Source organism: Mycobacterium talmoniae (assembly GCF_001854525.1).
GTDB classification, from domain to species: Bacteria; Actinomycetota; Actinomycetes; order Mycobacteriales; family Mycobacteriaceae; genus Mycobacterium; species Mycobacterium talmoniae.
Genome location: NZ_MLQM01000033.1, coordinates 15830 through 36018, shown reverse-complemented (window position 1 = coordinate 36018; position 20189 = coordinate 15830). Strand labels below are relative to the sequence as shown.

Sequence of the window (20189 nt, the reverse complement as noted above, 5' to 3'; positions counted from 1 at the left end):
CCCCCCCCGCCCCCGCCCCCCCCGCCGCCCGACGCGCAGACGAGCCGGGCACGCGCTCGATCAGCCCGTTGTTGGTGGAGTAGGTGATGTCGCCGGCGCCTCCGACGTGCCCGGCCAGCGCGGCCGCCATCTCGGCGCTGGTGGCGCCGGCCTTGCGGATCAGCAGCTTGATCGCCGGCGCGGACAGCAGGTCGTCGACCGATACCTCGGTGTTGTCCGGGTTGAGCCAGGCGTGCTCGTAGCCCGGTGAGCTGACGAACTGCGGGGTGGCCGCGTCGTGGGCGCTCTCGCCGATCCGCTCGACGGCCAGCCCGGCGCCCGGGATCACCCGGCCGGCGATCTCCGCCAGCTCGCCCAACACCTCGGCGGACAGCGTGCGCGCCGAAACCACCCGATCGGTCGCCGGGTCATAGATGACGGCCCCGTTGGCGCACACCGCCATCGGCGCGAACCCCAGCGCGTCGACGACCGGGCGGATCCAGCGTGGCGGGCGCCCAGTGGCCAACAGGAACTGGGCACCGCCGGCGACGGCGGCGTGGACGGCGGCGCGGGTGCGGGGGCTGATCGACTCATCGTCGTCGAGCAGGGTGCCGTCCACGTCGCTGGCGATCAGCGCCGGCAACGTCATCGAGACGCTGTTCGTCGGCGCCACCGACCGCGCGCCGGCTCGGGGGCGAGGCCCTCGGCGCGCCGGCGGGCGCGTTCGGCGAGTTCGGCCTCCCGCATCGCCAGCGCCTCGGCCATGGTGGGGGCGCCGCCGCCGAGGCGGCGCGGCACCCAAAACGCCCCGGCCGGGTGCGGATACTCCTCCTGGGTTCGGTGCAGCATGGTGGTCATCGTGTCGTGCAGCGCGGCGGTGGTCCGCTCCACGGTGTCGTCGGCGCGCATCGGTTCGCCGAACTTCGCCACGATCGGGATTTTGTTCCGCCACAGCGATTTCGGGTGGTCCTTGGTCCAGATGCGGTGCGCGCCCCACACGATGCACGGGATGATCGGCACGTCGGCCGCCCGGGCCATCCGGGCGGTGCCGGTCTTGAACTCCTTGAGTTCGAAACTGCGGCTGATGGTGGCCTCGGGGTGCACCCCGACCAGCTCGCCCTCCTTGAGGCGTTGCACCGCAACGGCATAGGAGTCGGCCCCGGCCCGGCGGTCCACCGGGATCAGCCCGATGTGCCGGATCACGAAGTTGACCGGCGGTACTTCCTGCATCTCGGCCTTGATCATGAACCGCAGCCGCCGCCGGCGGTGCAGCGCGGCCAGCGACGCGGGCAGCCAGTCCACATAGCCGGTGTGGTTGACGGCGATCAGTGCGCCGCCGCGCTCGGGGATGTTCTCCAGACCGTGGTAGGTGATCGTGGTTCCGTTGGCCGCGACGATCGGCGGCACCACGATCTCCAGCGCACGCATTACGGGTTCTGCCATACCTCTACCTTTGCTGTCCGGCCCGCGCGGCGCGCTCGGCCAGTTCGGCCTCGTCGAGTCTCTTGGCCTCGGCCAGGGTGGGGGCGCTGCCGCCCAACCGCCGCGGCACCCAGTGCGCCCCGGCGGGGTGCGGATAGTCGCGCTGGACCCGGTCGAGCACCGAGCTCATCTCCTCGCGCAGCGCGGCACCCAGCTGTTCGACGTCGCCGGCCGGGGGCACCGCGGGACCGACCGCCACGCTGATCGGGATCTTGTTGCGGAACAAGCTGGTGCGGGGGTGGTCCTTGGTCCAGATCCGTTGGGCGCCCCAGACGATCAGCGGGACGATCGGGACCTGAGCCTCCAGCGCCATCCGGGCCGCGCCGGATTTGAAGTCCTTGAGCTCGAAGCTGCGGCTGATCGTCGACTCCGGGTACACCCCGATCACCTCGCCGGCGCGCAGCTGTTCGACGGCCGCCGCGTAGGCGCCGGCGCCGGCCCGGCGGTCCACCGGAATGGTTTTGGTGTGCTTGATCAGGAAATTGACCGAGCGCACCTGCTGCATCTCGGCTTTGATCATGAAGCGCATCCGGCGTCCGCGCCGATGCACGGCCAACGCGGCCGGCAGAAAGTCGATGTAGCTGGTGTGGTTGATCGCGATCACCGCGCCACCGGCCGGTGGGATGTGGTCCAGCCCGGAGTAGGTGATGGTGGTGCCGGAGGTTTTGACCAGCGTCTTAGCCGCGATTTCCAGGGCGCGAAAGACCGGTTCCATGGACCATTACTCCGCGGCACCCGCCGGGTTGGGCCGGTGGACGGCACGGGCAGCCCGGGCCGCGGCCTCCTCGGCGTCCATCCGGGCCGCCTCCGCCAGCGTCGGGGCGCCGCCGCCGAGCCGGTGGGGCACCCAGAAGGCGCCGGCCGGATGCGGACCGTAGTCGTCTTGGACCCGCTCCAGCAGATGCTGCATCCGGGCGTGCAGCAGCGAGCTGAGCTCCGCTCGGGGCAGCGTGGGTTCGATCGGTTCGCCGACCGCGATCGAGATCGGCACCTTGGGGCGATACAGCTTCTTGGGGTGATCCTTGGTCCAGATCCGCTGCGCGCCCCAGACGATGTGCGGCACGATCGGCACGCCGGTCGCGATCGCCATCCGGGCCGCGCCGCCCTTGAACTCCTTGAGCTCAAAGCTGCGGCTGATCGTGGCCTCGGGGTAGACGCCGACCAGCTCGCCGGCCTTGAGGTACTCGCAGGCGGTCTCGAACGACGCGGCGCCGTTGTTGCGGTCCACCGGGATGTGGCGGCAGCCGCGCATGATCGGGCCGGCGATGCCGTGATTGAACACCTCTTGTTTGGCCATGAACCGCACCTTGCGGCCCAGACCCTGCTTGTAGGCCGGCAAGCCGGCGAAGGTGAAGTCGAAGTAGCTGGTGTGGTTGATCGCGATGACGGCCCCGCCGGTCTTGGGCAGGTTCTCCACTCCGGTGACCGTGAACTTCAACCCCTGCAAACGCCAGGCCAGCCGCGCGCATTGGATGATCGTCCCGTATACCGGTTCCACAAGAGTTCAGACTAATGCGCCGCCGCGCGGGCCGGAAACCGCTGGACAGAAGAGGTGCTTGTGACCGCTCCCGCCACGCCGCCGCCGGTGCCCGACGTGGTGGTGCGCATCGCGGCCGGTAGGCCGGTGCGCGCGGTGTGGGTCAACGAGCTCGGGGGAGTGACGTTTCGGGTCGGCGACCGCGACGCCCGCGAGTTTGTGAAGGTGTCGAGTGCGGACCTGAGCGCCGAGGCCGAACGGCTGCGCTGGGCGGGCCGGTACCGGCCGGTGCCGCCGGTGCTCGGGGTGGGCGACGGTTGGCTGCACACCGCCGGGCTGCCCGGGGTGTCGGCCGTGCACCCGCGCTGGCTGGCGCGGCCGCGGCAGGCGGTGCGCGCGCTGGGTGCCGGCCTGCGCGCCCTGCACGACGGGCTGCCGGTCGACGACTGCCCGTTCGACTGGTCGGTGCCGGCCCGGTTGGCCCAGCTGGCTCCACCGCGCCGGGCCGGCCTGGAGGATCCGCCGCCGATCCAGCAACTGGTGGTCTGCCACGGCGACGCCTGCGCCCCCAACACCCTGCTCGACGAGGATGGTCGCTGCTGCGGGCACGTCGACCTGGGTGAGCTCGGGGTGGCCGACCGGTGGGCCGACCTGGCGGTGGCGACGCTGTCGCTGGGCTGGAACTATCCCGGGCAGTGGCAGGACGACTTCTTCACCGCCTACGGGGTGGAGCCCGACCCGGTGCGCATCGGCTACTACCGGCGGCTGTGGAACGCCGGGGATTGATCGTCCCGCTAAGCTCGGGGCGGTACATCCACGTCCCTGAGAGGCATTAGTGCAGGTCACCAGCGTCGGCCACGCCGGCTTCCGGATCGACACCCGCGCCGGCAGCATCCTGTGCGACCCGTGGGTCAACCCGGCCTACTTCGCGTCGTGGTTCCCGTTCCCGGACAACAGCACCCTGGACTGGGATGCGCTGGGCGACTGCGACTACCTGTACATCTCGCATCTGCACCGCGACCACTTCGACCCGCGGCACCTGGCCGCCCACGTCAACAAGGACGCGGTGGTGCTGCTGCCGGACTATCCGGTGCCCGACCTGCGCGGTGAGCTGGAGAAGCTGGGCTTTCACCGATTCTTCGAGACCACCGACTCGGTCAAGCACCGCGTCAGCGGCCCCAAGGGGGAGCTGGACGTGATGATCATCGCGCTGCGGGCCCCGGCCGACGGTCCGATCGGCGACTCCGGGCTGATCGTCGACGACGGCCAGACCGTCGCGTTCAACATGAACGACTCCCGGCCGGTCGACCTGGATGTGGTCGCCGCCGAGTTCGGCCGGGTCGACGTGCACATGCTGCAGTACTCCGGCGCCATCTGGTACCCGATGGTCTACGACATGCCCGCGCGCGCCAAGGAGACGTTCGGCACCCAAAAACGGCAGCGCCAGATGGACCGGGCCCGCCAATACGTCACCCAGGTCGGGGCGACCTGGGTGATCCCGTCGGCCGGCCCACCGTGCTTCCTGGACCCCGAGCTGCGCGACCTCAACGACGACCACGGCGACCCGGCCAACATCTTCCCCGACCAGATGGTGTTTTTGGAGCAGCTCCGCGCCCACGGCCACGACCGGGGCCTGCTGATGATGCCCGGCTCGGTGGCCGAATTCGCCGGTTCCCAACTGGAGTCGCTGACCCACCCGCTGCCCACCGCGGATGTGGAGGCCATCTTCACCACCGGCAAGGCGGACTACATCGCCGCGTACGCCGAGCGGATGGCGCCGGTGCTGGCCGCGGAGAAGGCGTCCTGGGCGCCGGCGGCGGGGGAGCCGTTGCTGGAGCCGTTGCGGGCCCGGTTCGAGCCGATCATGGCGCAATCCGACGAGATCTGCGACGGGGTGGGCTATCCGGTGCAGCTGGTGCTCGGCGCCGAGACCGTCGTGCTGGACTTTCCCAAACGCACGGTGCGGGAACCGATCCCGGACGAGAAATTCCGGTACGGGTTCGCGATCGCCCCGGAATTGGTGCGCACCGTGCTGCGCGATGCGGAACCGGACTGGGTCAACACCATCTTCTTGTCCACCCGGTTCACCGCCTGGCGGGTCGGCGGCTACAACGAATACCTGTACACGTTCTTCAAATGCCTCACCGATGAGCGAATCGTCTACGCCGACGGCTGGTTCGCCGAAACCCACGACGATTCCAGCTCGGTCACGTTGGACGGCTGGGAAGTCCAGCGCCGCTGCCCGCACATGAAGGCCGACCTGTCGAAATTCGGTGTGGTGGAAGGAACCACGCTGACCTGCAATCAGCACGGTTGGCAGTGGGACCTGAAAACTGGGCGGTGCCTGACCGCGCGCGGCCACGAATTGCGGTGTTCGCGGCCGTGACCGCGCACTACGACGACGGCCTGGTCCAGCTGGACCAGCAGGCGATCACGTTGCGGCGCTATCACTTTCCGTCCGGCACGTCGAAGGTCATCCCACTCAGTGCCATCCGCGGTTACAAGACCGAATCGCTGGGGGTGTTTGCGCACCGGTTCCGGATTTGGGGCAGCTCGGATCTGCGGCGCTGGCTGCCGCTGGACATCCGCCGGCCCCTCAAGGACACCCTGATCACGTTGCAGGTGCCGGGCACCTGGCCGAGCCCGGCGTTCACCCCGGAGCGTCCCGAGGAGTTTGTCGCGCTGCTCGAGGAGTTGCTGGGGGAGTAGCCCGACGCTGGCAAGCCTTTGCACCGGCGTGCGGCGGTTGCCGCCCGGCTTGTCCATAAGCAATTGATCATGCTCGCGGCGGCGGCAGGCTTCGACGAATTCGACTGCGGCGTCGGCGTTACCGAGGAACTCCTGATACTGCGCAGACGTGATTTCGTAGTATTCCTCGTAGTCGACGACACCGCTGCTGACCGGTATCGACGCGAAATACCGTCCGGAGGTGGATTCGATGCCGAGCGAGTAGCGGTCCCGCTTGGAGAATTAGGTGTCTTCGAACTGCACGACGGCCTCTCCCCGTTGCGGGTGGCGCCCCAGCGTAGCGCTCGTCAGGGCGACCCGGCTGAGGACACGAACTGATTGGAGCATCACCGACGGGCTCGCCGCGCCGTCAACAGCCATCTGCTGCTCAAAGCTACCGGCTTCCCGGTCGGGGTGACCGTAAGCCACGACCGTCGGGTGCTCACCGCCACCAGCGAGGGCCAGTTCTACAGCTTTCACCGCAGCATAACCCGCGCCGACCCGCTCAGTCGGGGGCGCGCAGTCCGGCGATCGCCCCTCCGGGGTGGTGCGAATTGGTGATTTGCAGCAGGCTGGTGCCCGCTTTCTGCAGCTCTACGTAGGAGGAGGGCCCGGTGTCGACGGGCATCGTCCACCGGGTTTGACACGTCGCCGGGTCGACGGCTTCATATGCGTCGTAGGAACTCGACTCATGATGCCGCCAGATGATGGTGGCACCGTCAGAACCCACGTAAGGCACACCGCGCAGATCCATGTCGCAGACAGGGCCGGGCTCGCCGGTGAACAAATCCCACGACTGCCAATGATCTGGCACGGTGAAGGTGTAAAGCTTGGTACCGATCATCCGGTAGCCATCAGCCAGCGGCGTCGACAACCCGACCACGAACTTGCCGGCCGCGGTGTAGATCTGTAGCCCGTTCGCCAAAACAGTCGGCATCGCCACATTGTCCTCCGCCTCAATGGCGCCGTCCAACTTGGCTACCTGTTTGCCATCGGCGTCAAACAACCCCACCCACCTGTGAGCAGGATCCTTGTCGAACTGGACCGCAAACCCGCCGACATAGGGCTGCGCGCGGACCGGTTCGAACCCCGACTGCGGCTTCGGCGTCAAATCCCGGCCATCCACTGAAAACACCCGAAGAGGTTGACCGTTTTCGGGTTCAGAGCTCTGCACCGCCACCGTCAACGGCGCGATGTCATCGGGATCGTCAGCGTTGACCTGGTACACGTCCCCGCTGCCGGGCACGAACCAGGTCGGCTCGCCCTGCGAGCCCACCCCGTAGACACCTTTGCCCTTCAGGGTGGCAACTAGATGATTGCCGATGCGGAGCAGGGTGGGCCTGCCCGGGTGATATGACTCAAGGCTGCCCACCGCCTGTACCTGGGGCTCCCCGGTGAACGTCACCTTGCCTCGCTCCAAGTCGATCACAAACACCCGCTCCCGCCCCCTACAGAAGTCATAGGCCGGCCCTTCTTTGCAAGTAGCGGTCACGCACACCGCCACCGACGGGCCGTTGGTGGAACAGTCGCCAAAGTAATACCCGGGGAGCTCGACCGGCGGAAATAGCAACTTCCCGGTCCTGGTGTTCAGCCCATACACCCACCCGTTCTCATCGTCGCTGAGGGTTACGAAAAACGCCTTCTCTCCGATCCCGGCGAAGAAATCACCCACCCGGGGCAGTCCGAGGTCGGCGACCGGCACCTGCCAGGTAGGCACCGGCTGGCGATCCAACGGAAACCCGATCAACCTGTCCTTGGGCGTGCCCATCGGCGCCTCCTGCGGCACCGACGCCTTACCCGCCCCACCGTGGGCGTCGTCACGGCCACCCGGATGCCACCACCGCACCGCGACCACACCACCAGCCACCACCAGCAGCACCACCACAAGCAGCACCGCGCCAACCCACCACCACTGTCGCGACCGCCGCGGACCCGACGGTGGCCCCGGCGGCCCGCCAACCGGCTCCACCCAACGAAACCCCCCCGACGGCAACCCCGAACCCGACACACCCGCTCCTCACAGATCCAACCGACCCGCCCAGCCTAGCCAGCCGCACGTCAGGGCGACCCAGCTAAGGACCACGGGTGACGAACGAGTGGTCGACTTTGTGCGATCCCACCGCGCGGGGATGGTTTAAGCTAGGCCAGAGCTGTCCACCTGGGCTTGGCCAGAATGGCAGGGTCTGTCATTCGCCTTGGTTCGTCCGCGGGCTCGCGGCGGTGGACATGAACGGGAGGGAGTGCTGGCATGGGTGGTAACGAGCCGCCGTCCGTTGAGCAGGTCAACGCGGCCGGTGCCCAAATCCAGGCAACCTCCGCTGCGGAGCTGGCCGCCGAAGCGAAGGTAGGGAATGTCGTTGCGGTGGCCCGAAGCGCTATCGGTGAGTGGCAGGGATACGCTGACGAGGCTAGAGAATCTCTCCAGGCTGCGCTTAGCAAAGCGAACCAGTGCCGCATCACTATGGGAACCGTGGGCGCGTCGTTCGAATCCGCCAACGCGACCGCGAGACATCTCGACGAATCGGCTGAAGTCATACGCCAAAATCTCCGCAGTAACGGTACGGCAGTCGAAAACCTCAAACACCTATTAGAGAAGTCTTTGGATGAACTCTTGAAGAAGGGCGAATCCTAGATGGAGTGTTGGAAGTGAGCCGTGCCGCCGAAGCATCTTGATGAATGGGGGGTCCCGGTCGACCCCGCCACGGGGAATGATGCCGCGGGCTACGGGCCGGCAGATCCGACCGGGGCGAACCCGGATCCACGCCATGTTCCAGCCCCGGCTGGCACAACGCATACGACGTATGGCGAGGAGGCTGTTAATGTTGATAAAGGCCCTACAGGCCCTACGGGCGAATTGTCAAGAATACGCAACGAGGTCAACGATCTCAACAACCATGGTGTCGATGCGGATCAACGCAGATGCACTCGGGGCGTAAATTTAGCGCACGTTACAGAGTATCTCGTAGGCCACAACGATATTAAAGGCGCAGAAGATGATGTTGCAAAGAACAATACGATTTATTGGTCCGACGCATCTAAAAGCGTAAACGATGCGATTAAGAAGTTGCAATCACTAGTCGACAGCGTTGCGATCAAGGGTCAGACCGCGTCCGCCATCCAAGAGCAGGCCAAGACCCTGATTAATAGCCTTACCTTCACCGCCGCCGGGGCCTGGCGCATGCACCATATCGTCGACCTGTTCTCCCGCGATATGACGATTACCAAAGATTTCTTCACGAAGCCGCCCGAACTCAGTGCGTGGGTGGAAGATCCCGGCCGCAAACCGGAAGACTTTGGGTGGCTGAACAACCTCGCGACATCATTCGTCAAGAACAACTATAATCCACCCGTCGAGTTCGTCGCGAATAACCATCCCTGGCTGCCGGTGGACTCGGCCAGCGTGCCTTCGGACCCGTCCGGACCCGGCCCCACCAGCAGCACCCCGCAGGCCGGATCGCCGGGCGGTCTCCCCGGAGACATGAATGCGGGCGGCCTGGGGACACCCGAAGGTCTGCTGGGTGGAACCGATCCGACCGCAGGGCGGGGTCAGGGCGGCAACCCGGCCAGCGCACTCGATGGTGCCGGGAAGGCCGCCCAGAGTGCTGGCGATGCCGCCGGCAAGGCTGCCAACAGCGCTGGCCAAGCCGGTCAAGGTCTCGGCAAGGCCGCCCAGGATGCGGCGGGCAAGCTACTCAACGGTAAGAACGGCGCGGGCAGCCTACCCGAAGGCGCGCTGAACCTAGGTTCCAACAGCCTCAACGGTGCGGGCAGGACCGGGGCCGGGTCCGGCGCGCGTAGCGGTGGCGGCGGTGCCGGTACCGGGACCCGCGGCGTGCCGACCGCTAAGCCGTCGGCGCAGACGGTATCGGCCAGCAAGGCGGGCGCGGCCACACCGGCCTCACGGGCGAGCCTCAGCAACGGCGGCAGTGGCGCATCGGGAGCGGGTGCCCCCGCCGGGGCCCGCGGCGGCGGGGCGGCCGGGAAGGAACACAAGGTGAGCAAGGCGCTGCGCCATGCAAAATACGATGTCGTCGAGGAGGGCGGCGCTGTATTGCCCGTCGTCGGGGAAGAACCCAAGCCGCCGCCCATCCCGACCAAGTCAACCTAAGCCGTGGCGGAGCCTAGTAAGCCCGACCACGTTGTACGAGTCACGCTGAAACACGTCGCTCAGGTCGAGGTACTCGGGGTGGAGGCGATCAGCGAGTCTTATGGGCGCGATTTCATCCCCCATCCGTTCGCCCACATCCGGCCGTCGCCGTTCACCGGCCTGGACGGATACACCAAGTATGCGAATGATCTGCTCGACCGAGTCAACCATGGCGACTTGGGCGAGCTCAAGAAATGGTTTTCCAGTTACGTCGGCGCTGATCTTCGGGTGGAATGCGCCATCGGCGCTGTTAGCGAACCGGGGGGCCGGCTGGTCGCGCACCGCTGCGGTGAGGTCGGCTACCTGGCGATACAACAACCCGACGAAGACACGGTCAAAATCTATGCGGTGCCGCCCCAAGGGCTGGGGGCTGCGATCGCCGGCTCGGTTGGACTGACCAAACCCGGCAAACACGCGAAAATCCTGATCCCCGAACTCGCCCCAGCGGCGCCCCGCCGCGACGTCACCGGCCCGGTCAGTATCCTTGCCGGGCGGGAGCCCGTCCACGACGGGGTGGTGGTGTCTCAGACGCAGATCGCGAGGTTCGGCCGGGTGCAAAGTCGCTGGCAGCCCGCCCGGAACTGGGGGTTTGATCGCCAGAAAAAAGCCGTTGTCTGGGTGCGGATCGATGACGACGGTGACTACATCTATGCTCCCGGTTTCACTCACCTGACACCGGCGACCGCCCGCGAGCTGATGGCGCGAGTCGACCAGCTCATTGCCGAAGACGTCGCCGCGATTCGCGAGGCCCGCAGCGCGCACCAGCCGGGTCGGCCATGGCGCGCCTAAGGACCACGGGGCACAGGCGCGGAACCGATCCCAGCTACCCGCAACTCGCCCTCGCGTATCTCCAGCAAGAAAAGCATTCCTCGGTTGTCGGCGAAATGGGTGTTGAGCCCCCACAACGACCGTTCCCTGATGAACCCGCCGAACGCAACCACCCGATCCGGGTCCAATTGGCCATGGTCTTCGAGCGCCCGGATATCCTTGCCCACCTGGCCCGGGACGTCCGGCCACGTCAAAGCCTTCAGGTTCGCGAGGTGCCCGGCGTCGCGTTCCCTAGTCCACGCCAGCACCGTGCTCTCGGCGACCGCGCGGGCCTGGCCGTTCGACATCGATTCGCTGGCGGTCATCGCGCGTAGCGTCGGCCCGTCCCCGCGGTCACGCCCGACGATCGCCACGGTCAACACCGCAGCCGCCGCGGCGACTGCCACTGCCCACAACCACGCCGCTACCCGGCGCGGCCTGCTGGCCCGCGCACCCAGCGCGGCGGGAACCGCGGGCTCCGCTGCGTCGTCGGTGTGCAGCATCAACGCGCCGGAGTCGTCGACCTCGACGGTCAGCTGCCGCCACGTTGCCCCCGCCGCGGCCGCGCGCCGGGCATATTCGGTGAACAACTCCACGGCCTCGACCGGCGGCGCGACCGAGACCGGGCCGGACTCGGCCATCGCCCAGGCTCGCGCCGACACCGGTGACGCCGATGCGACCAGCTCCGCTCGCACCCGGCTCCACCCGGCCGGCGCCCCGGCGAGGATCAACCGCATCGCGTCCTCGATCAACGACCGGTCATCGTTGTTGGCGCCGGTCATTTCAGTACCGCCCCCGCGATGTCGCACACCTTCAACGCACCGCCCTCGTCGGCCAGCGTTAGTTCGTCGGTGAAAAACCCGCCGTGCTTCTGCGCCGCTTCAACCAATTGTTTCTGGCTCTCGCTGACCGGACGGATGCGCACCGCCGTTTTCACCCGCACGTTGGCGCCCCCGTCGTGGAAACCGATGACCGCATCCGGGTAGACAAAACCTTCGTCCTGCCCGACGAGGCCGATCGATTCAATCCACATCAGCACCGCAGGCGACGGATCGGCACAAGCGACCGCGCGCATCGCCGCCACGTCCGCCCGGTTCTCCGCATCGAACCACTTGTTGACCACCTCGAAGGCTTCCCGCTGCCGCGGCGGCGGCGACGGCAACGCGGTCATCCCGACCCGCGGCGGCGGCCCCCACTGCCAGCCCACCGCGAACACCACCCCGGCCGCCGCCAACAAACCCGCGGTCAGCGCCGCTAACATCCACGACACCCAGCGGCGCCGGACGGGCGGTGCCACCGGCGGATCAGACTCCGGGTAGGCCGACAGCAGTCCGTCAGCGTCACAATCGATGACCAGCCGCTGCCATGGCGCCCCGTTGGCGACCGCCCGGTGCTGGTGTTCGGTCAATATCGCGAGCACCTGCGCCGGCACCGCTGCCGGCTGAGACTGTCCGTCGACGGTCGTCACCGACGCCTCGGCCACCGGCGGGGCGATCACGGCGTGGAACCGCGCCCAACCCGCCGGCAACCCGCGTACCAACAGGGCAACCGCGTCCTCAACCAACTCCCGGTCACCCAGCCCAGCCCCATCCGGCAGCATCCGGCCAGATTAACCGGCACTCGGGTTTATCTGCCAGAATGGTGGCCGTGGGAGTGTTCGACGAGCTCTTCGACGGGGAAACCGATTTCGACACCAGGGCTGAACTGAGGGCTCTGGAAACGGTCGTCGAGGAGATCACCGCAGCGAACCAGCAGTTCGTGCTCCAAACCGCTGACGCTCGCTCACGCGACAAACTGGTCCGAGTGTGGGTGAACGCGCAGGGCGTGCCCGTGCAGGTGCAGATCGACGAGGAATTGTTTGCCGAGTCGACCAACACTCAGGTGGCAGCATCGATGCTTGAGGCCGCCCAGGCCGCGGCGGCGATCATGCAGCGAAGAACCGAGACTTTTAGCGCCGAGCTGCAGAGGAAGGTCGCGCTCGAGCCGATGTTCGCCCAGGACTCCATTGCCCACCTCGACGTATTCGAGGAGCTGCAGCAGAAAGTGCCGCTGTCACCACCCGACTCGCCCGAACGGCACCCCGACACAGATTCCCCGGCCCGCCCCGGCGACGATGACACCGGGGAATGGCGGGTGAGGATCTTTGACCACTGAGCCGAAAGACGTTGACCATGACCGAACCACGCGTCACCTACTACGCTCTGCTCGGTGGTGGCCGCACCGCGGATAATCCCTCTGGAATGGTTCGCCGCACCCACACCGACCCGCCCGTCGACGAAGCGTTCCACCGCGACATGAAATGGCATCGGTCCGAATATCTGGCGCGTTACTACCGACGCGGAACGACCGACATCGACCACGAAAAGATCTCCGAAGACGCCGCCAACGCCATCCTGGATCGCTGGCGCGCTAAATGGACGCAAGAGGACCTGGGGCAAAGCGGGGAGAGCCCGGCGAGCGGCGAGTAAACCCGACGGATCACCGGTGCGGATAGGTTCGCAGCAAAACATCGGCGGCATCCAATTGCGCGAGCGCTTCGGCCATGTCGAAGGCCGCCGGCACGCCGCTGACGAACAGCTCGGCTAGGTTCTGCTCCGACGCGGTCCCCGCCTCGGCAGCCTCGATGAGGCGCAGCACCGAGGCGCTGTTACGTTCGTCGGGCCTGACGATATGCTCCAGGGTCTTCGCCACCAGTTCGGCCGTGCTGGCCGTGGTCCGCACCCCCGGCGCACCGCCGGCGAGTTCCTCCGTGCGGTTCCAGGGTGGGTCTTCGCTTGCCAGCACGCCAGCCTCGGGCAGTTCGGCCCGGTACCAGTGCCCGTCGTCCCACCAGTAACAGAAGGACAGCCGACCGGCCGCTGCGCGCGGGTGCAAGTACAGGTTGTGCAGCCAGCTGGGCGCACCTCGGTACAGGTCGGGCCACCCAATCAGGCCTCGGTAGGCTGCCGAAAGCAGACGAGAGTTGTCGCGTCCACCGGAGAATACGCCGCGGTCGCCGGGCAGGCGGGCCAGGATGCAGCCCCCGGTGTCACCGATATATTCCTGGAACGACGGGTCGGTGCGCGATCCCACCGATGCGTCGGATCCGCGAGACACCGCGGCGAGCACCGCGATCCGAGCCCACAGCAACGACAGCGGCGGTAAGTCGTTGTCTGCGACCAGTACGTCGACGCCGGCGGCCGCGGTAATGCGCGCGTCGGCGGCGCTGCGCAGCTGCCTGCCGTCGTTGGCCATGTGGGCCAACAGCCATAGCGGGACATTCGGGCGCGGGTACCGTTCAATGTCGCGGCGGTAGGCCTCGCCGGACAGCAGCTGATCGGCGGGGAGTTCAGCACCGCCGTAGTCGAATCCGACCCGCAGGCCACCGGCGCTGTCGTATTCGAACAGCAACCGCAGCCATGGACCGTCAGGCCCGACGGCGGTGATTTGGCGGTGCAGGCGGATCGGCTCGACAATCCTGGACTGAATCGGGATCGAAAACGTCTGTTCCGCTGTCAGTGCGACGGCCCGCGTAATTTCTTCACCACCGGCCATGCTGAACACGCCCCGCAGCTTGTTCCACCCTGCCGGAGCCTCTTGGGTCAGCGCCCGCACCACCTGCTCCACCAAGACCCGCGGATCCTGGCCCTGGTTCGTCACCTACCCACCCCTGACTCGACTCATCCGGGTCCTCCTGCCCACAGGGAACGAGTCGCTGTTGATCGTGAGTTCGAACCGACGATCGGCATTGGGGTCGGTGATACGGGCCCGTAGCCCATCATGGATTCCCACACTCATCAGCGCATCGCGCACGTGCCCCTCGGGGACAGCTGGGCGTTCTCCCGTAACCACCCTGATGTTGGAATAAAGCTGGGCGCGTTCCCACAGCTGTTCGGGTGTGGCGGTCAACGTCACCGGGGCCGCCACGACGTAGGTCTCGTAGTCGGGTGGTGTCGGGTGCCCGTGCCGATCCCAACCGATCCGCCATTCCGCGGTGGCCGGCCCGACCCGAAAGCCGAGGTAGTCGCCCCACTCCTTGACCCCGGCCAGCGTCCGTTCGGCCGCGTCCGGCACCTCGTCGCGGCGGTAAGGACGTTTGCGGGGTTGCGCATCGTAAACAATCGGTACGCGCTCGGCGGCCGGATCCAGCGGCCAGCGCCGCCCTCCAACCGTGCCCGGCCAGTCAGTGTCGTAGAAGCGGTGGTAATAGGTGGGGCTCGTCATGACGATGTCAACGGTGGCACTGTCACGGTTGGGCGCGTGTTGGCGTCCCGGGAGCTGGACCGAAATACGCGACCCATATGGGCCGGCCTGATAACGGCCACGCCAGACCGGGTGCAACTCGTAGACCGGGTACGGCTGACACACCTTCGGCAGGATACGACGGTAGAAATCCGACGAGTCGACTGCGCCGCGTGGCACGGCGACCCGGCTGGTCAAGTACGCACCGTTCATTGCGCCGGTGGATGACAGGAAACGGTGTTGACCGCCGCACTGCATGGTTCCCGTCGACTGCGTCAACCAGGGTTCGGCCGCTGCGATGTCCTCCGCAGCCAACGCGGCGACGATGTCGCGGATGAAGAGCACTCCAAAGGCACTGACCGCATTGGCTTGGCGCCAGGTAAACCACCGTCGGCGCGACACCCACCCGTTCTCACAGCCCGCCAGGTCGACCACCGGCACCGGCTGCCGCAGGCCGTCACGAAATCCGGCCCGCAGCTGCGCCCACAGCCATTCGATCTGGTTGATGTCGCCCCATGGCCGCCGCATCACTGCTCCTGTCCGCGGACCCTCCGGGCGAACCGGGACGCGAACGTGTACTGCAGGTCGTCGGGGTTGATCGACGAGGCTTGTTCCACCACGCGGTCATCGGCAACCAGGAACACCATCCGATCGACCGCCACCTCATCGGCGGGCACCGGGACGAAGACCTGCCAACCACCGGGAATGCGGGTCGCAACCAGCTGATCAAGGGGATAGCCGTGGGTGCTGATCTCACGCGACCGGCAATAGTCCACAACCAGCTTTAGGGCGGTCGTTTGGTCGATCGGAGGGTAGGGGGGCAATAGTGCACCGGCGGCGTCGAGTTGCGCCAGCGCCTCGGCGACATCGAAGGTCTGCGGAATCCCGTCGATGAACATTCGGCTCAGGTGAGTGTCGGAGACAATGCCCGCTTCGGCAGCGCGAATCAGGCGAAACGCCGAACGCGCATTGCGGTCCGTCAATTCGATACCTAGGCGTTTCAATACTTCGGCCACCAGGTCGGCCGTGCTGTCTTCGGTCCACACGCCAGGGACACTCGGCGTTATCTCCTCCTCCGGACGCCACGGCGAGTCGCCTCGCTTGAGGGCAGCGGCCTCCGCGAGCTCGGCCCGATACCAGTGGTCGCCATCCCACCAGTAGCAGAACGACAACAGCCCCTGCCCGGCGCGCGGGTCCAGATACAAGTTGTGCACCCAACTCGGGGCGCCCCGATACAGGTCGGGCCAGGCGATGGCGCCCTTATAGGCGGCGGACAGCAGCCGCGAATCGTGGCGCCCGCCGGATAACACGGCCCGGTTGTCGGGCAGGCGGGCCAGGGCACAGCCGCCGTTGTCACCGGCGTGGAATTGGAAGGCGGGATCGCATCGCGGCCCCAGCTGCAGGTTTCCGCCACGACACACCGCGGCTAGCACCGCGATGCGCGCCCAGAGTTGCGGTAGGGGCGGGATTTCGTCGTCGGCAATCCGGACATCCCCGGCTCCAACCGCCGTGTTGCTGCGCGCGGTGGCGGCGCTGCGCAGCTGTTGGCCCTCATTGCCCATGTACGCCAATAACCAGAGCGGGGCATCTGGGCGGGGGTACTGCTCGAAGTCTTGCAAGTACGCGTCGCTGGAAAGCAGCTGATCGGCGGGCAACTCGGTGTCGCCGTAGTCGAACCCCACGCGCAGCGTGCCGCTGTTATCGCAATCGAACAGCAGCCGCAGCCAAGGCCCTTGCGGACCGACGGTAACGCGGCGATGGGTGCGGATTGGCGCGATGATGCTTGACTCGACCGGTACCGCGACATCACCGCGAGGAGTCTCCGCTACTACCTGCGCGACTTCCTCGCCGCCAGCCATGCTGAAGGCGCCGTGCAGTCGGGTCCACCCGGCGGGAGCCACCCGCGCGAGGCTGTGCACCATCTGATCCACTAACTGACGAGGGTCCCCATCCGGGGCAGCATCGTCGATGCCTACCCCAGGGATTCCGCCTTCGACCAGGGCATCGGCGGCGAACCGTAGGGGGTCGTATCCGCCCGGATCAGTCACGCGGCTACCTCCTGCTGGTTCGGTCGGTGTGTCGTCGCTTGGGTAAGGCGCCGTTCTTCGCCACTCTAATGGCTGTGGTCAGCCTGCGACGATCAGAAGAATCGGGCGACGCCCGGTCAGCGCAGACGGCAGCAAGTTCCCGGCTTGCGGCGTCGCCGGCGCCCTAATATCGCGGGCCCGGTGTGGATCACAGCCTCGACATCGTCAACGCAGCAATGAGTTCTGGGATGTTTAGGCGAAAAGGTCGGTGCCCGTGTCGTGAGGCGGGGGTGGGTCGACGAATGGGTGTCGTTGACGAAATTCGGCGGATAATTGGCTGCTAACTTTCGATACCGGCGCCGCAGCAGGTGCGGAGCTGACCTGGTCGTCGTCGGCGACACAGTAGAGGATGTCGACTGGGTGGTTGGTGGTTAGCCGCCAGCCGTTGCGCAGCCGTTCGGGAGTGAGACCGTCGGCCGGGTAGGCCGGGTCGTGCGCGGCCAGAAAGTCGCGGATGGTGGCCAGGGCCTGGGCGGGCGGCAGATACGGGCTGTCAGCCGGTGAGGGGAAGTAGAAAATTTCGTCGGCGGTGGGCGCGGGGTAGCCGGCGCCGCTGAGGTCACGCACCGGCACCAAACGGCCCGACACCAGGTGATACGGAACGATCGCCATGGTGACCTGTGCAGCCTCCGCGATATCGATCGTCGCCAATATTTCACCCATACCGAGTACCTCTGCATTCGGGAAATGCCCCCACTCGTTGAATGTCGGGGACGGTGCTTCCTGCACCGTGCGTTTCACCCGGCGCCCCCCGCCGATGCTGACCCGCAACCGTGGGCCATCGATCCGCTCGATCGAAAACGGTGCGCCCTTGTACCGACACGTAGTGATCACCCGATAGAACGCCTCGACCTCGGATGCTGCCACCGTCTTGTAAGCGATCGTTTGCACGAAAGCATTACGGGCGTCCTTGGGTTCGAACCCTTTCGGGATCCCCTGCCCCGGCGACACCAACAGGTCGATTCGCGGAGCATCGTCGTAGCAGCGGAACACCCGCCCCTGATACACGCAGTAATAGTCGCGGGGGAGTAGCTGGGTTCCGTCTAGCCGCAGCGGCCGATCCGGTGAAGGAACGCTCGGGGTGCCGAACACCTCGTCGGCAACCGCGCTGGCTTCGGCCGCGCTCACCGGCGGTGCCGAAAAACCCCGTTCACGCAGATACGCGAGGAACTCAGCGCCCGGACTGAGGTTGTAGTGGCGCACAAAGTAGCTGACCGCATCATCCCAACGCCACACCCCATCGGTGCGTTGCGTCAACGGCACCCGCGCCGTCGGGTCATCCGACCACGGGTCGCCGATCCGTGCGGTGGTACGCGCCACGACCGCGCCACCATCGAGATAGTTAGCAACGCGCACCGCATCCTGAGTCGACAACCGCGGCAACGACTCATCCGGCGCAACCCCCAATTCACTGTCCGGATCCGCTCGCCACACCGACACAACCCTTGTCGTCACCACACCACCTTTACCGGAATAAGCCCCGGCTCATAACAATCCTCGCGGATACAGCGACTCTTCGATTCTGGGCCACCCAAGACATCCATTGATTTCTTCCGGCGTAGAGCCAATGTGGTTACCGATACGGATTCTGCAGCGTTGCCTAGACGCCAGCGCGGTGTGTGTGACCACGCAAAAGAACTTGTCACCGTTTGTACACCGGGGGTTTCCAGGAACGGATGCCGTCTTTGGTGATTTCCGACGGCATTCGCAAACCGCCTTCCCGGTCGGCGTATTTGCCGGGGTAGTACGGCGAGGTCCACGTCATCGACACTCCGCCGTGGGGTTGGCGGTTGACGGTAACGTGGTACGCGTACTTCTTGTTCTTATCTGTCCACGCGTCGACACTGCGATCGTCACGCTGAAATTCCTCGTACCGGTAGGTCCAGTCCCACCCGTCGAAGAGACGCTTGAACGCATCGAAGATCTGATCGTTAGCGCCTTCCGGGTACCCCCACACCCAATACCTTGATTGGAAATTCCATGCGCCTTTCGGGCCCACCGGCCCGCTCGAACAACTCAAGGGTGGCAAGCCGGGTGCTTGGAACCCGATCACCAAACCGTCGGGCATGCGCTTGAGGATCTCGACGGTGTAGAACACGATGCCGTCGCGCACCGCGGACTCTGTGAGTTCCGGACTGACCAACTCGGGTGCCTTAGCGTCGAACGCGGCCTGCTGCTTGTGATCCCACAACAGGTGCAGCTGGGCCTGTACATCAGAGACGTCCTCGGCGGCGACCGGTTGCCACAATGCCGGATCGTTTAACGCGGGTGTTGCCGTATAGGGCATCGGCTCCCACCGACTTGACGACACCGCATACCCTTCCACCGCCTTTCCGTCGGTGGAGCGGATGAGAAGTTTCGGCTCCTCCTCGGTTTCGGGCACCGTCAGCCAGTATCCTGGCCCGACCTGTCCGGCGGTGAGCATGCCTTCGCTCAACCGTGCGTCAAGGTCATCGTAGGAAAGCAGCAGCACTCTGCTGAACTCTTTGCCCGTGGGGGCCATATCGGCGTGCACGGTCGGATCTGACCGGACGCTGAACCGTCGCACGGACTGCCTCACGGCGTCGGTAGACAGCCCATTGCAACGCGCAATGTAGCCGACGACTTCGTCCGAAGCCTCGCCGTGGATCAGCCGCGAGTCCATGCCCTCCGATTGCCAGCTCTGCGCTAGTCGTGTGACACCGGTCTTCATCCGCAGAAAATCACCAATGCGAGCGATTATGTATTTGCCCGCGTCGTCACTGCGCGAGAAGATCGCCTCGACCACCGTGGACGGAATCGCTTGGCGTTCGGCCGTGACCCACGACACCACATAACCAGCGGGTGCCTTGTAGAGGAGATATCCGGCCCAGTCCGGGCGGGCGTAGCCACCGCAAAACCACAACCTATCCCCGGTGACCTCGGGTGGACGCCATTCCTGCTTTCCAGCTACGTCCGACCACCGCTGCCGCCAGTCGTTGTACCGAGCGACCAACTCCTGACCCGGCGCACCGACAACATCGATCTCCGTCAGTTCGGCTGCACTCTCAGCATTCTCGGCATCGATTCTTGCGCCAAGCTCGCGCCCTTCACGCAGCCAGCGAGCGCGCGCCTCACCAAAGAACTCCTTCTCGGCCTTCTTATCCTCATAAGACCAAGGGTCGGCCTCATATACATCTAGGTGGGGATGGAGCGCCAAGAACTGCTTCGACAACTCCTGCTCTTCGAGGTTGTGTCGGCGCATCAGCGCGATGTCCCGCGGATCGACTAGCGCCATGTTACT

The 20189-nt window shown here is 66.2% G+C and carries 20 protein-coding genes and 1 pseudogene; 8 read left to right on the top strand and 13 right to left on the bottom strand.

The genetic code is table 11. The annotated features are described in order from the left end of the window. From BKN37_RS08930 to BKN37_RS08915, 4 genes are all read right to left on the bottom strand, one after another. On the bottom strand, positions 1–628 hold a 628-nt coding region (locus BKN37_RS08930; protein ID WP_071024592.1), incomplete at its 3' end, for an HAD-IIB family hydrolase. Continuing rightward, positions 625–1422 carry a lysophospholipid acyltransferase family protein gene (locus tag BKN37_RS08925; protein WP_071024590.1) on the bottom strand — a complete coding sequence of 266 codons (798 nt, stop codon included), beginning with the start codon at positions 1420–1422 and terminating at the stop codon, positions 625–627. The genes BKN37_RS08925 and BKN37_RS08930, both read right to left, overlap by 4 nt. Positions 1423–1426: 4 nt before the next feature. Beyond that, positions 1427–2176 carry a lysophospholipid acyltransferase family protein gene (locus tag BKN37_RS08920; RefSeq protein WP_071024588.1) on the bottom strand — a complete coding sequence of 250 codons (750 nt, stop codon included), beginning with the start codon at positions 2174–2176 and terminating at the stop codon, positions 1427–1429. A gap of 6 nt (positions 2177–2182) precedes the next feature. Beyond that, positions 2183–2959, bottom strand: a complete 777-nt coding sequence (locus BKN37_RS08915; protein WP_071024585.1) for a lysophospholipid acyltransferase family protein — start codon at positions 2957–2959, stop codon at positions 2183–2185. A gap of 60 nt (positions 2960–3019) precedes the next feature. On the opposite strand from BKN37_RS08915, the gene BKN37_RS08910 reads away from it, so the two are divergent. The 3 genes from BKN37_RS08910 to BKN37_RS08900 are packed head-to-tail and all read left to right on the top strand — an operon-like array spanning position 3020 to position 5647. Then, complete coding sequence (locus BKN37_RS08910; RefSeq protein WP_071024583.1) at positions 3020–3724, top strand: phosphotransferase; 705 nt, start codon at positions 3020–3022, stop codon at positions 3722–3724. 49 nt (positions 3725–3773) lie between these two features. Further along, complete coding sequence (locus BKN37_RS08905) at positions 3774–5324, top strand: MBL fold metallo-hydrolase (RefSeq protein WP_071024581.1); 1551 nt, start codon at positions 3774–3776, stop codon at positions 5322–5324. Further along, positions 5321–5647 carry a hypothetical protein gene (locus BKN37_RS08900; protein ID WP_071024595.1) on the top strand — a complete coding sequence of 109 codons (327 nt, stop codon included), beginning with the start codon at positions 5321–5323 and terminating at the stop codon, positions 5645–5647. Before BKN37_RS08905 ends, BKN37_RS08900 begins: the two co-directional genes overlap by 4 nt. A gap of 21 nt (positions 5648–5668) precedes the next feature. Here the strand turns inward: BKN37_RS08900 and BKN37_RS29805 are convergent. Together BKN37_RS29805 and BKN37_RS08890 are read right to left on the bottom strand one after the other, a co-directional pair. Further along, a pseudogene (locus BKN37_RS29805) lies at positions 5669–5878 on the bottom strand (hypothetical protein); the annotation flags it as partial. Between the two features lie 292 nt (positions 5879–6170). Further along, entirely contained in the window at positions 6171–7550 is a 1380-nt protein-coding gene (locus BKN37_RS08890) for a hypothetical protein (protein WP_165618308.1), read from the bottom strand. Positions 7551–7913: 363 nt separating this feature from the next. Here BKN37_RS08890 and BKN37_RS28830 point away from each other — a divergent pair, with 363 nt between their 5' ends. The 3 genes from BKN37_RS28830 (at position 7914) to BKN37_RS08880 (ending at position 10601) form a co-directional block, all read left to right on the top strand. Beyond that, on the top strand, positions 7914–8297 hold the full coding sequence (locus BKN37_RS28830; RefSeq protein WP_131823553.1) for a hypothetical protein: 384 nt from the start codon (positions 7914–7916) through the stop codon (positions 8295–8297). A 21-nt stretch (positions 8298–8318) separates the two neighbouring features. After that, the gene (locus BKN37_RS08885) at positions 8319–9773 is read left to right on the top strand and encodes a hypothetical protein (protein ID WP_131823552.1); all 1455 of its coding nucleotides are present in this window, start codon (positions 8319–8321) and stop codon (positions 9771–9773) included. A 78-nt stretch (positions 9774–9851) separates the two neighbouring features. Continuing rightward, positions 9852–10601: an ESX secretion-associated protein EspG gene (locus tag BKN37_RS08880; RefSeq protein ID WP_071024573.1), complete on the top strand. Its 750-nt coding sequence runs from the start codon at positions 9852–9854 to the stop codon at positions 10599–10601. On the opposite strand, the gene BKN37_RS08875 is transcribed toward BKN37_RS08880, so the two are convergent. Together BKN37_RS08875 and BKN37_RS29110 are read right to left on the bottom strand one after the other, a co-directional pair. Beyond that, positions 10598–11401 (bottom strand): hypothetical protein, encoded by an 804-nt coding sequence (locus tag BKN37_RS08875; protein WP_071024571.1) that lies wholly within the window; start codon positions 11399–11401, stop codon positions 10598–10600. The genes BKN37_RS08880 and BKN37_RS08875 overlap by 4 nt on opposite strands. Further along, entirely contained in the window at positions 11398–12219 is an 822-nt protein-coding gene (locus tag BKN37_RS29110; protein WP_071024569.1) for a hypothetical protein, read from the bottom strand. The genes BKN37_RS08875 and BKN37_RS29110 overlap by 4 nt, the downstream gene beginning before the upstream one ends. Positions 12220–12266: 47 nt before the next feature. Between BKN37_RS29110 and BKN37_RS29105 the strand changes: the two genes are divergently transcribed. After that, positions 12267–12773, top strand: coding sequence for a YbaB/EbfC family nucleoid-associated protein (locus BKN37_RS29105; RefSeq protein WP_158260399.1), 507 nt, complete (start codon positions 12267–12269; stop codon positions 12771–12773). Between the two features lie 17 nt (positions 12774–12790). Further along, positions 12791–13087, top strand: a complete 297-nt coding sequence (locus BKN37_RS08860; RefSeq protein WP_071024565.1) for a hypothetical protein — start codon at positions 12791–12793, stop codon at positions 13085–13087. Between the two features lie 10 nt (positions 13088–13097). Here BKN37_RS08860 and BKN37_RS08855 read toward each other — a convergent pair whose 3' ends face one another. The 5 genes from BKN37_RS08855 to BKN37_RS08835 form a co-directional block, all read right to left on the bottom strand. Beyond that, complete coding sequence (locus BKN37_RS08855; protein WP_071024563.1) at positions 13098–14258, bottom strand: hypothetical protein; 1161 nt, start codon at positions 14256–14258, stop codon at positions 13098–13100. Next, entirely contained in the window at positions 14259–15368 is a 1110-nt protein-coding gene (locus BKN37_RS08850) for a hypothetical protein (protein ID WP_071024561.1), read from the bottom strand. Next, positions 15368–16888, bottom strand: coding sequence for a hypothetical protein (locus BKN37_RS08845; RefSeq protein WP_242657159.1), 1521 nt, complete (start codon positions 16886–16888; stop codon positions 15368–15370). Before BKN37_RS08845 ends, BKN37_RS08850 begins: the two co-directional genes overlap by 1 nt. A gap of 231 nt (positions 16889–17119) precedes the next feature. Then, the gene (locus tag BKN37_RS08840; RefSeq protein ID WP_242657157.1) at positions 17120–18247 is read right to left on the bottom strand and encodes a hypothetical protein; all 1128 of its coding nucleotides are present in this window, start codon (positions 18245–18247) and stop codon (positions 17120–17122) included. Between the two features lie 322 nt (positions 18248–18569). Next, on the bottom strand, positions 18570–20183 hold the full coding sequence (locus BKN37_RS08835; protein WP_071024557.1) for a hypothetical protein: 1614 nt from the start codon (positions 20181–20183) through the stop codon (positions 18570–18572). Between the last annotated feature and the right edge of the window lie 6 nt (positions 20184–20189).